The 11,849-nt window shown below is 70.4% G+C and carries 12 protein-coding genes; 4 read left to right on the forward strand and 8 right to left on the reverse strand.

The annotated features are described in order from the left end of the window. Positions 1-28 precede the first annotated feature (28 nt). Positions 29-799: an ABC transporter permease gene (locus tag QM728_RS13305; RefSeq protein ID WP_415032483.1), complete on the forward strand. Its 771-nt coding sequence runs from the start codon at positions 29-31 to the stop codon at positions 797-799. Between the two features lie 4 nt (positions 800-803). Here the strand turns inward: QM728_RS13305 and QM728_RS13310 are convergent, their stop codons facing one another. Beyond that, entirely contained in the window at positions 804-1,256 is a 453-nt protein-coding gene (locus QM728_RS13310) for a DUF3151 domain-containing protein (protein ID WP_415032484.1), read from the reverse strand. A 129-nt stretch (positions 1,257-1,385) separates the two neighbouring features. Here QM728_RS13310 and QM728_RS13315 point away from each other — a divergent pair, with 129 nt between their 5' ends. Then, positions 1,386-2,840, forward strand: a complete 1,455-nt coding sequence (locus QM728_RS13315) for a hypothetical protein (RefSeq protein WP_415032485.1) — start codon at positions 1,386-1,388, stop codon at positions 2,838-2,840. Positions 2,841-2,913: 73 nt separating this feature from the next. Here the strand turns inward: QM728_RS13315 and fbaA are convergent, their stop codons facing one another. Then, positions 2,914-3,954, reverse strand: a complete 1,041-nt coding sequence (gene fbaA, locus QM728_RS13320) for a class II fructose-bisphosphate aldolase (protein ID WP_415032486.1) — start codon at positions 3,952-3,954, stop codon at positions 2,914-2,916. Between the two features lie 154 nt (positions 3,955-4,108). Between fbaA and QM728_RS13325 the strand changes: the two genes are divergently transcribed. Continuing rightward, positions 4,109-4,801, forward strand: coding sequence for a VTT domain-containing protein (locus QM728_RS13325; protein ID WP_415032487.1), 693 nt, complete (start codon positions 4,109-4,111; stop codon positions 4,799-4,801). On the opposite strand, the gene QM728_RS13330 is transcribed toward QM728_RS13325, so the two are convergent. The 6 genes from QM728_RS13330 to QM728_RS13355 form a co-directional block, all read right to left on the reverse strand. After that, positions 4,798-5,424: a TetR/AcrR family transcriptional regulator gene (locus tag QM728_RS13330; protein WP_415032488.1), complete on the reverse strand. Its 627-nt coding sequence runs from the start codon at positions 5,422-5,424 to the stop codon at positions 4,798-4,800. The genes QM728_RS13325 and QM728_RS13330 overlap by 4 nt on opposite strands. 22 nt (positions 5,425-5,446) lie before the next feature. Next, positions 5,447-6,682: a hypothetical protein gene (locus QM728_RS13335; protein ID WP_415032489.1), complete on the reverse strand. Its 1,236-nt coding sequence runs from the start codon at positions 6,680-6,682 to the stop codon at positions 5,447-5,449. A gap of 3 nt (positions 6,683-6,685) precedes the next feature. Next, on the reverse strand, positions 6,686-8,251 hold the full coding sequence (locus QM728_RS13340) for an FAD-dependent oxidoreductase (protein ID WP_415032490.1): 1,566 nt from the start codon (positions 8,249-8,251) through the stop codon (positions 6,686-6,688). Between the two features lie 124 nt (positions 8,252-8,375). Then, the gene (locus QM728_RS13345) at positions 8,376-9,044 is read right to left on the reverse strand and encodes a TrmH family RNA methyltransferase (RefSeq protein ID WP_415032491.1); all 669 of its coding nucleotides are present in this window, start codon (positions 9,042-9,044) and stop codon (positions 8,376-8,378) included. 5 nt (positions 9,045-9,049) lie between these two features. Then, the gene (gene pyrE, locus QM728_RS13350) at positions 9,050-9,589 is read right to left on the reverse strand and encodes an orotate phosphoribosyltransferase (protein WP_415032492.1); all 540 of its coding nucleotides are present in this window, start codon (positions 9,587-9,589) and stop codon (positions 9,050-9,052) included. Then, on the reverse strand, positions 9,586-10,572 hold the full coding sequence (locus tag QM728_RS13355; RefSeq protein WP_415032493.1) for a hypothetical protein: 987 nt from the start codon (positions 10,570-10,572) through the stop codon (positions 9,586-9,588). Before QM728_RS13355 ends, pyrE begins: the two co-directional genes overlap by 4 nt. Before the next feature lie 70 nt (positions 10,573-10,642). Between QM728_RS13355 and QM728_RS13360 the strand changes: the two genes are divergently transcribed. Further along, positions 10,643-11,833, forward strand: coding sequence for a M20 family metallopeptidase (locus QM728_RS13360; protein WP_415032494.1), 1,191 nt, complete (start codon positions 10,643-10,645; stop codon positions 11,831-11,833). The last annotated feature ends 16 nt before the right edge of the window (positions 11,834-11,849 follow it).

The following is an 11,849-nucleotide window of genomic DNA, read 5'->3' on the forward strand; positions in this document are numbered from 1 at the left end:
GCACGCGGCGAACTGACAGGATGAGCGCGTGGACCACATCGGCGACGCGATCATCCGGATCGGACCGGCCCTCGTCATCGTGATCGTCGTGCTGGCGGGCCTCGCGATCGCCGTCAACGTCGCCGCCTCCAGCGGTCACGGTCGGGAGACGGTCGTCGCGGTGATCCGCGCGGTGGTCCAGCTGTCCGCCCTCGCGGCCATTCTCGCCGTGGTCATCGGGCACCTGGGACTGTCGATACTGTTCACCGCCCTGATGGCGGTCGCCGCAGCGGCGACGTCGGCCAGCCGTATCACCGGTGGCCACCTGCGGAAGTCGCCCACACCACTGCGCACCGTCGCGCTGTGCCTGCTGCCGGTGGCCGCGTCGAACGCGGTGATCATGGTGGCCGTCGTCGCCATTGGCGTTGTGCCGGCCACGGGCATCGCCATCATTCCCACCGCCGGGATCATGTTCAGCAACGCGATGATGGCCACGTCGCTGGCCGGCAAGCACGCCCACGAGGACCTGTCGCACCGCTACGGCGAGGTCGAGGCCGCGCTGTCACTCGGTTTCCTGCCCCGCGACGCCCGGCTCGCCGTCGTCCGCCCGGCCGCGGCCACCGCGTTGATCCCGGGGATCGATCAGACGCGCTCGGTGGGTCTGGTCGGCATGCCGGGTTCCTTCGTCGGCATGGTGCTGGGCGGAGCGTCGACGACGGCCGCCGCGATCATGCAGCTGTTCGTACTCGTCGCCCTCCTCGCGGTGAGCGCCATTGCGGTGCTCGTGACCACCGAGTTGGTGTCGCGGGAGTTGCTCTGAGGGGCTAGACGAGGCCGACTTCGGCGGCGGCCTTCGGGTCGCAGTCGTTGAGCAGATCGAGGCAGCGGAGGTACTCGTCCTCCTCGCCGATGAACTTCGCCGACTTCGCCAGGGCGCCGACGCAGCGCAGGAACCCCTGGTTCTGCTGGTGGTCCCACGGCACCGGGCCGTAGCCCTTCCACCCGTGGCGGCGCAGCTGGTCGAGGCCGCGGTGGTAGCCGGTCCGCGCGTAGGCGTAGGCGGCGATGACCTCCGGCGGCACGTCGCCGGCGCCTGCGGCAGCCGCGTCCACGCCCTCGAGGGCTGCCTCGGCGAGGTGGGCCCACGCGATCGACGCGGTGGGCGAACCGGCCGCGACGGTCGCGGGAGCGGCGCCGTTCAACAGTTCCGACTCGGCATCGTCGTCACCGGTGAGCAGAGTGGGCGGGGGGCCGAGGAGGTCTCCGAAGGAAGTCACACCCCAATTCAACCACTTGGCGCTCGCGCGGATCGCCCCGTCGGTCGGGCATCCCGAATGTGTCTTACCCCGCGGTTTTCGCTAGTGTGTGAGCGCTAGCAATCTAAGGACAAAGGCAGGGCGCGGGCGATGGCAAAGTCAGACGACACCCCGGACACGGACGAGACGAAAGTCGACGACTCCGGCACTCCGGAGGCGGATTCGACGCGCGGTGCCAAGAAGGCTCCCGCGAAGAAGAAGTCGCCCGCCAAGAAGAAGGCCACCGACAAGGCCAAGCCGCGTGGCGGTGGCGGAATCGACGCCGCGACCCGGGTGATCGGCAAGGACCAGCTGCCCAAGGCCGCCGACCTGCCGCCCCTCGACGACATCGACGCGGTCGCCGACGAGCCGAAGGTCGAGACGAAGGCCGACGAGCCGACTGACGCCGCCGATGTGCCGAAGGCCAACATCGACGACCTCGATGCCGCTGCCGCGGCCGAGGCGGCCGAGAACCTGGACGCCGCCGACCTGGGCGATGTCGCCGACGCCGGCGAGAACGCCGAGGATTCCGCGGCCGAGGCGCAGGCCGACGAGGCCGCCGCTGACGACCAGGCCGGCGAGGCGCAGGCCGCCGAGGCCGAGGACACCGCCGACGACGACACCGAGTCCGCGGCCGCCGCGGCCGACGAGGCCGTCAGTGCCGAGGCCGAGGCCGACGAGGCGGCGGAATCCGGCGAGCCGGAGGCTGTCGCCGACGAGGACGAGAAGGCTGACGAAGCAACCGCCGAAGATGCGGACAAGGACGCCGAGGCCGACGACGTCGCCGTGAAGAAGTCGCCGAGCGTCAAGAAGTCGTCGCCGAGCGTCACGAAGTCCACGAAGGCCGCCGCTGTTGCTGCGGCCGCCACCGCCGCCGCTGCCACGGCCGCCGCGGCGAAGAAGGCCGAGGACGCCGCCGACGAGACCGAGACCAAGACCGAAGAGGTCGCGGAGAAGGCCGAGTCGAAGGCCGAAGAGGTCAAGGACAAGGTCGAAGCCGAGGTCGAAAAGGCCAAGGACGAGGTCGAGGCCAAGGTCGACGAGGTCAAGGACAAGGTCGAGACCAAGCCCGAAGAGGTCAAGGCGACGCCGACGACCATCCCGGCGACCGAGACCGAGAAGCCGGTCAAGGTCAAGCGCAAGCGGAGCAAGAAGCCCCTGGCGATCGCCGCGGCCATCCTGCTGCTCGCGGGCGCAGCGGCCGGTGGCTGGTTCTTCCTGCGCAAGCCGGCCCAGGCCGACCTCGCCGCGGAGGCCGCCACCAAGTACGTCACGGCGATGAACAACGGCGACCTGCAGTCGCTGCGCTCGGTGACGTGCGGCGACACCCACAAGTACTACGAGGGCATCGACGACTCGGAGTACCAGCAGCTGTTCAACGCCCAGAAGCAGCGCAACGAGCTGGTGAACATCCAGAGCGTGCGCGCGGCGAAGGTCGTCGGCGACAAGACCGCCGTCGTCGAGGTCAACACCTTCCGCACGGCCAAGGAGAACGAGGTCACCCCCACCGCCATCAACCTGCGCAAGGTCGAGGGCGAGTGGAAGGTCTGCACCCCGGACAAGTAGCGCCGGACACGACGCCGACTACGACGAGGCCCCGCCCGGTCACCGGGCGGGGCCTCGTCGTTGGTGCGGGTGATCAGGCCTTGGCGCTGATCGACTTGCCCGACGACTTCAGGTCGTTGCAGGCCTCGACGACGCGCTCGGCCATCGAGGTCTCGGCCTTCTTCAGGTAGCTGCGCGGGTCGTAGGTCTTCTTGTCGCCGACCTCGCCGTCGACCTTCAGCACGCCGTCGTAGTTGCTGAACATGTGGCCGGCGATCGGACGGGTGAAGGCGTACTGGGTGTCGGTGTCGACGTTCATCTTCACGACGCCGTAGCTCAGCGCCTCGTCGATCTCGCTCTTGAGCGAGCCGGAGCCGCCGTGGAAGACGAAGTCGAACGGCTTCGAACCGGCCTTGAGGCCGAGCTTGGCGATGGCGGCCTGCTGACCGTCGTTGAGCACCGACGGCTTGAGCTTGACGTTGCCCGGCTTGTAGACGCCGTGGACGTTGCCGAAGGTCGCGGCGAGCAGGTATTTGCCCTTCTCCCCGACGCCCAGCGCGTCGACGGTCTTCTCGAAGTCCTCGACCGAGGTGTAGAGCTTCTCGTTGATCTCGTTCTCGACGCCGTCCTCTTCGCCGCCGACGACGCCGATCTCGACCTCGAGGATGATGTTGGCCGCCTGGGTGGCCGCCAGCAGCTCCTGCGCGATCTGCAGGTTCTCGTCGATCGGGATGGCCGAGCCGTCCCACATGTGCGACTGGAACAACGGGTTGCCGCCGGCCTCGACGCGCTCGCGGGAGATCTCGATCAGCGGGCGGACGAAGCCGTCGAGCTTGTCCTTGGGGCAGTGGTCGGTGTGCAGCGCGATGGTGACGCCGTACTTGTCGGCGACGACGTGCGCGAATTCGGCGAGCGCGACGGCGCCGGTCACCATGTCCTTGACGCCCAGGCCCGAGCCGAACTCGGCGCCACCGGTCGAGAACTGGATGATGCCGTCGCTGCCGGCGTCGGCGAAGCCCTTGATGGCGGCGTTGATGGTCTCCGACGAGGTGCAGTTGATGGCCGGGAAGGCGTACCCGCCGTCCTTGGCCTGCTGAAGCATCTCGGCGTATTGCTGCGGAGTCGCAATGGGCATGGAACGGTCCTCCAACCGATGATCGGGCACTCGCGCGGCGCGAGTCGCTGTGAGCTGTGTCCAGTATGGCAAGTCGGGTCGGGCGACTTGCCGCCACCTGCGAATCGGCCACCCTCAGCGCCCTCTCAGCGCCCCGCCGGTACCCTGATGGCCTGTGAGCACCTTGTCTTTGGCCGGCGACGTCGTCGCCCTGCCCGGCATCCTCGACCCCTTCAACGTCATCGGCTTCTTCGGGACGTGGGCCTTCGTCGGATTGCTTCTCGTGATCTTCATCGAATCCGGTGTGCTGTTCCCGGTGCTGCCCGGCGACTCGCTGCTGTTCGTCGCCGGCCTGATCGCCGCCGGCAGCGCGACCGCCGAGCACGCGCAGCAGGTCGCCGACGCCAACTTCAACATCTGGCTGTTGGTCATCGCGATCCCGATCGCCGCCATCCTCGGCGGCCAGGTCGGGTATTGGATCGGCCGGACCATCGGCGTCGGAATGTTTAAGCCCGACGCCCGCTTCCTCAAGCAGCGCTACCTCGACGAGGCGCACGAGTTCTTCGAGAAGCACGGCCCGATCACGATCTTCCTGGCCCGCTTCGTGCCGATCGTCCGCACCATCGCCCCGATCGTGGCGGGCTCGGCGCGCATGAGCTTCGGCAAGTTCACCGCCTACAACGTCGTCGGTGCAATCGTGTGGGGCTCGGGCATCACGCTGCTGGGCTACTGGCTGGGCCAGTTCGAGATCATCCAGAAGCTGATCGAGCCGATCTTCATCGCGATCGTGCTGATCTCGGTGGTGCCGATCTTCCTCGAGGTGCTGCGCCGCCGTCGGGCCGGCAACGTCGACGGAGCCGCTTCCTAGCGGTCGACCCGCTGGGGCACCGACCGCCGCGCGAGGGCCGGCGGGCACACCCACGTCCGGATGTAGTCGCGCAGCTCGTCGTCAGAGCGCGGCGGGGACGCCGGGTAGAGCAGGAAGCTCAGCCACACCCGCATGACCAGCTCGGCCAGCCCGCTCAGCGCGTCGTCGTCAAAGCCCTCGGCCGCCCAGTCCACGTCGAGCCGGCGGAGCATCTGCGCGCCCAGCGCGACCGCGCCCGGCGTCGTCGCCTCCCGGGTGAAGAACTCCGTCTTCCCGGTGCGCACCATCAGCCCGATCGCTGGCTCCTCCGGCAACGCGTGCAGGCACCAGATGATCGTCTCGGTGACCGCGTCGGATGCGGTGTGAACGTGGGCGAGCTCGACGCGCATCCGGTCCAGGAAGTCGTCGACGCCGGCCTGGGCGACGGCGACGAGCATGTCGTCGACCGAGGCGAAGTAGCGGTACACCGTCTGCCGCGTCACCCCGAGCTCACCGGCGACGTCGGCCAGCCGCGTCTTGTCCGCGCCGAACCGCTCGACGCAGGTGGCCGCGGCCGCCAGGATTCGCGCGCGCGCCTCGTCCGAATCCTGGGGCAGGTCGCCCTGCCAGCCGCGCGTCCTCATGGCGCCATGCTCCCACAGGCCGCTAGCGCGACGCGGCGCCCGCAAGCGTCGGCTCGGCCGCCCGCGACCGTCCGCGGTTGAGTGCGACGGCCAGGACCGCGGTGGCCACGACGAAGCAGACGACGACGTAGGGCAGGTTGCCGATCGGCGTGTCGTCGGCGGTGATCCCGTCCTTCGCGGCGAAGAACGCGGGCAGCGCGGTGATCCACAGGCCCAGGTGGACCAGGAGGAACAGCGGTCCGAAGACCACCAGGAAGGGGCGCGCGGACCGAGCCGCGGCGACGGCGGTCGACGGGTCGCGGCGCAGGTGCTGCCACTGGGTCCACAGCGCGTAGCCCGCGAGGATCCAGACGATGCAGAACTCGGTGACGTAGACGATGTGCTGCGCGGTGACGTTGGCGTTGTCGTCGCGGCCGAAGATCCCGGTGGGGATGGACAGCAGCGGCAGGCTGACGACGGCGAGCACGCCGGTGACCAGGGTGCGCCAGCCCCACGACAGTCCGCGCGGGCGATGGCCCGCGACCGTCGGGTTGTAGACGAGCCGGACGGCGAGGAACACCAGCACGGCGAAGGACACCGTCGCGAAGAGCCACACGCTCCCCCACGGGACGGAGGCGAGCGTCGGCACCGCGGCCGGGTTGCCGAGTTTGTCGGGGTGGATCCCCTGCGCCTGCATCTGCGCGATCGTGTCGGCGTAGTACGGGGCGTCGACGTTCCAGGCCCACCACTTCAACTGGGGGCCGAGCTGGTCGAAGATCTCGTAGAACGCCTGGAACACGACGGCGACGACGACCGATCCCTTGACCGCCGCCCGCGTCGTGCCGTCGAAGAAGCCCCACGACCGCACCAGCTCGTACGCCAGCTGGCTCAGCGCCGGGTAGATCGCGACAATGTAGAGCGGCAGCCGGTCGAACATGAGGTTCACCGTGAAGACGTTGTGGGAGAACATGAAGCCCATCGCCTCTTCGGCGTGGAACCACTCCGGGAAGTACAGCGGCGGCTCGATGACGAACAGGTAGACCAGCGAGGCGACCCAGATCGTCAGGTTGGTCGGGTCGCCGTCGCGGCGCCACCGGCGGATCGCGTGCAGCAGCGCGAGGATCGCGCCGATGATGATGGTGATCTCCAGGACCGGCAGCGTCCAGTTCGCCAGGTCGGCCGGGTTGCGGACCGTGATGACCGGGTTGGCCGACGCGCAGTCGAATCCGAGGTAACGGGTGATGATCGACGGGACGTCGCCCGCGGTGCAGACAGCCATGTCTCAGGCTCCTTTCGCCATGGCCCCGGCGGGCTTGGCGCCCTTGGGGAGGGGTTGTACGCGCCCGCCCGGGTGGGGCTTGCCGTCGCGCCAGATGTCCGACGGCGGGTCGGCCTGGTTGTCGAAGCCCAGCGGCAGTCGGTTCCGGCCGAAGGCCCGCTTCACCGCGAACCATGCGAGACCGGCGACGACGCGCGGGTTCTTGACGAAGGTCGTCACCGACTCGTCGAGGTTGAAGACGCGGGAGAAGTGCTCCTCGACCACTTGATCCTCCCGGGTCGTCGCCGAGATGTGGTTGAAGGCCGGCCAGCTCGCGCGGTAGGCCAGCTTCTGCCGCCAGCGCGGTGCGACCTCGGTGCCCTCGGCGTTCGCATACCCCTGGTCGCGGGCCAGGGCCAGCGTCCAGATGTCATCGAGCAGCTGGCGTTGAGCGGCGAGGTAGTCGGTGACGAACGGGGTGTCGACGGCGGTCGCGTCGGCGAGCTTGGTCTTGAGCAGCAGGGCCGACTTTGCCGCGGCGCTCATCCCCTGCCCGTAGAACGGGTTGAAGCCGCAGATCGCGTCGCCGACGTGGACCAGGCCCGCGGGCGGATTCGACACCTGGTCGTAGCGGCGGCGCTTGTTGCCGGTGGACTTGGTGACGAACACCTTGGAGATCGGCTCGCAGAGGTCGACCGCGCGGCCGAAGCCCGGCGCGCGCACCTTGTGCACCGAATCGAGGAACTCGTCCTCCTTGCGCGGCATCGGGTGGCCCCAGGAACCGAGCGTCACGAGCACGCGGTCGCCCTCGATCGGGAAGATCTGGCAGAGGAAGTCGTGCTCGGGCGGATGGTCGCCGGGCTCGACGGTCGGCATCACCGACATGTGGGCCCACCACCAGCTCTCCGGGAGGTCGGCCGGCTTCTGGAACCACTGCGAGGTGTAGGTGACGCCCGCGTCGAGCGACTGCACCGGCACCTCGGGCCACCCGGCCTTGTGCAGCCAGTCGGAGACCGCCGAACCGCGCCCCAGGGCGTCGACGACGAGGTCGGCGTCGAGCAGTCGGCGCTCCGGCCCCGCCTCGCCGCCGGCGACCCACACGCCGCTCACCCGGCCACCGGAGCGGGCGTTGCCGTCGATCTGCAGGCCCATCACGCTGACGCCCTCCTCGACGCGGATGCCCGGCACCTCGGCGAGTCTGGCCCGCAGCGTGCGCTCGATCAGCAGGCGGGAGGCGTAGACCATCGTCATCGAGCCCTCTTGCCGCGGAATCCAGCCGGACCCCTCGCAGTGGGCGGCGGCCAACGACGGCATCAGGTGCAGCGCACCGGCGTCGATGAGCGCGTCCTCGTAGCCGGGAAAGATCTCTTCGATCGCCCGGCGGCCGGAGTTCAGCAGGAAGTGCGGGTGCTTGCTCTGCGGCACCCCGCGACGGTGCTCCGCGTCGGCGGGGATCTCGTCGCGCTCGAGCACGACCACCTCGTCGAAGTGAGGCGCGACGGCGCCCGCCGCACACATGCCGGCCATGCTGCCGCCCAGAATCACCGCGCGCTTGCCCAGGTTGCCCATCAGATCCCCGCTATACGTCATACATTTTTCGAATGATGTATGACGCTAGGGTGTGAGGCCCGTCACGTCAAGCGGCTCCTCCCGCACCAATCCACACTTCCCGACGGAATCGCGTCGGGATATGTCGATTCGTGCGGGAAGAGTGCTACCAGGCGTCGTCGAAGTCGGCGTGCTGGCTGATCCAGGTGTGCATGGCGATCCCGGCGGCGACGCCGGCGTTGATCGAGCGCGTGGACCCGAACTGGGCGATGGACACCGTCAGGTCGGCCGCGGATTGGGCGTCGTCGCTCACGCCGGGCCCTTCCTGGCCGAACAGCAGCACACACTCGCGCGGCAACTCGGTGCGCTCGATCCGCCGCGCGCCGGGGGTGTTGTCGACGGCGACGACGGCCAGTCCGCGCTCGCGGGCCCACGCGATCAGGTCGGCGACCGTCTCGTGGTGCTCGAGGTGCTGGTAGCGGTCGGTGACCATCGCGCCGCGACGGTTCCAGCGGCGCTTGCCGACGATGTGGACCGCGGCGGCGGCGAAGGCGTTGGCGGTGCGGACGACCGTGCCGATGTTGGCGTCGTGGGTGAAGTTCTCGATCGCGACGTGGAACGGGTGGCGACGGCGGTCGATATCGGCGACGATCGCCTCGCGCGTCCAGTAGCGGTAGGCGTCGACGACGTTGCGACGGTCGCCGTCGGCGAGCAGCTCTGGGTCGTAGCGCGGGTCGTCGGGCGGCTCACCCGGCCACGGTCCGACGCCCACCGGCGGCGTGGCGCCCTGCCATTCGGTGGGGCCGGGCAGCCCGTCGGGCGGCGGCGCGGGCACGGCGCTCAGGCCAGGCCGAGGTCGCCCAGGCCGAGCAGGGAGCGATAGGGCACGCCGAGCTCGCCGATGACCTTGTCGGCGCCGGTGGCACGGTCGACGACGGTCGCCACGCCGACCACCGTCGCGCCCGCTTTGCGCACGGCCTCGACCGCGGCTGCCGGCGAGCCGCCGGTGGTGGAGGTGTCTTCGACGACGAGGACCCGGCGGCCCTTGATCTCCGGCCCTTCGACTTGGCGCTGCATGCCGTGCGCCTTGGCCTCCTTGCGGACGACGAAGGCGTCGACCGGGCGGCCGTCGGCGTGCATGATCGCGGTCGCGACCGGGTCGGCGCCGAGGGTCAGGCCGCCGACGGCGGCGAAATCCCAATCGGCGGTCATCTCGCGCATCAGCTTGCCGATCAGGCGGCTCGCCTCGTGGTGCAGCGTCGCACGGCGCAGGTCGACGTAGTAGTCGGCGATCTTGCCCGACGACAGCTTCACCTCGCCGTGGACGACCGACAGCTCGCGCACCAGGGTGGCAAGGCGGTCGCGGTCGGCGGCGGTCACAGCGGGTCGTCGCCGGGACGCAGCGGCGAACGGCTCGGGCGCGGCTGCCACCCGGGCGGCGGCGGACCGGCCGGCGCACCGGGCTCGGGCTGCCACGGCCGGGGACCGGGTTCCCGCGGCGCAGGCTCGCGCGGGGCCGCCTGCGGACCGCCCGGCCAGCCGGGTCGTGGTCGCGCCGGACCGGCGGGACCGGCGGGTCGCGGGGGCATCGGCGTCAGCTTGGTCTCCGGCTCGACGGCGTCCAACTCGGCGGCGGCGCGCTCGGCTGCCTCGCGGCGGCGCTTGTCGCGCATGTGGTCGGTCTTCTCGTCGGCGAGCTCCGGGTTCGCCGGGCCGTGCGGGTCGCGCGGATCCGGCGCATCCTGGGGGTCGACCGACGGCGGCAGCACGCGGAGCAGATCGGCGAACCGCTGCACGACGTCGAGGGCCGTGTCGAGCTGCTCCGGGTCGTTGGTCAGCGGCATCGCGCCCAGGGCCCACTTGCCCTCGGTCCACAGCACCTCGACGTAGTCGGGGGCGGTGCTGGCCAAGGCGCCCATGCGGCGGTCGCACACGCGGCGGGCGACCTCGAGGTTGTTGGAGAACATGACGCGCGGGCCCATCGCGCCGAGCAGTTCGACGTCGGTCTCGGCGGGTGCCAGCACGTCCTCGTGGCGCAGGTCGATGATGACCTGCGAGGCGGCCTCGCGGCGCACCGCGACGACGGTGGCGGTCTCGGTGAGGTCGAACACGACCGCCTCGGCGCCCTCGTAGTCGCCGAAGGCGACGTCGCGCACCTCGACGTGGTCGGGGACGTCCATGCCGGCACGGCGGAACACGCGGCGGAGCTTGGTGTCGGACTCGCGGAAGGTGAAGCCGTGGGACTCGCCCCACACCTCGCGGGCGCGCCGCGTCACCGAGGAACGGCGGTTGTCGAGCCACAACAGACCGGCAGCACCGGCCAGCGCGCTGGCGGAGATGAGGAAGTACAGAATCGTGGTCATCGCCTGTCACCTTACTATCGGTGTACCTGCGCATCGCATGGTTGACCGCCTAGACCGTGAGGAGACGTCCATGAGCGCCTCACCGTCGACGGTCGAGCGAGACCTGCTGGCGCGCCTCGAGGCCGGTCCGATCGTCGAATTGACGACCGCGCTGATCGCCGAGCGCAGCGAGAACCCGGGCGGTGCCGAGGCGGGGACCGTCGCCGTCCTGGCCGATGCGTGCCGCGGCGCCGGGCTCTCCGTCGAGGTCGACGAAGTCGCGCCCGGGCGCCCCAATCTGATCGCATCCCTGGGCGACCGGGACGCCGCTCCGACGCTGCTGTTCCTGGGCCACTCCGACGTCGTGCCCGCCGGCACCGGCTGGTCCGGGGACCCGTTCGCCGCCCATGTCGCCGAGGGCCGGCTGATCGGCCGCGGGGCCACCGACATGAAGGGCGGTTTGGCCGCGATCGTCGCGGCGATGGGTGCGCTGCGCGAGGCCGGCGCCCCCGGCCGGATCGAGTTCGTGTGCACCGTCGACGAGGAGGCCGGCGGCCTGGGCGCCCAGTCCTACGTCGGCCGTCCCGACTCGCGCCGCGACGGGGTGCTCGGCGCGATCGTCGCCGAGCCGACCGGCCTGCGCGCGGTCCACGCCGGACGCGGCACCGCCAACCTCGAGATCGCCGTCACCGGCAAGGCGGCCCACTCGGGCCGGCCCGACGACGGCTGCAGCGCCATCGCGGTCGCCGGCCAGATCCTGTCGGTGATCGCCGACGACGGCGAGCGCCTCAAGAGCCGTCCGCACCCCGACCTGGGCCCGGCGACCTGGAATGTCGGCACGATCGCCGGCGGGCAGGGCATCAACGTCGTGGCCGCCGACTGCCGCCTCGGCGTCGACCGACGGCTGTTGCCCGACGAGCAGATCGCCGTCGTCACCGACGAGCTGCGCGAGCGGATCGCCGCGCTCGACCTGCCCGCCGACGCATCGGTGACGGTGACCGTCGACTCCGAGACCCCCGCCTTCGCCACGCCGCTCGACGACGCGCTGACCCGCGGCGTCTCCGATTCGCTCGCCACCCTCGGCCTCGACCCGGTCCCCCGCGTGTGGAGCGCCGCGTGCGACGCCGGATTCCTGCACCGCGACTTGGGCATCCCGTCGATCGTCGTCGGTCCCGGGGACATCCACACGCAGGCACACCAGGTGGACGAGTCGGTCCCCGTCGACGACCTGCTCACGGCCGCGCGGCTGTACGCGCTCATCGCGCACCGCCTACTCGGCTGATCACAAGTTCCAACAC

This window comes from Gordonia sp. (in: high G+C Gram-positive bacteria) (assembly GCF_047602025.1).
Classification (GTDB): Bacteria; Actinomycetota; Actinomycetes; order Mycobacteriales; family Mycobacteriaceae; genus Gordonia.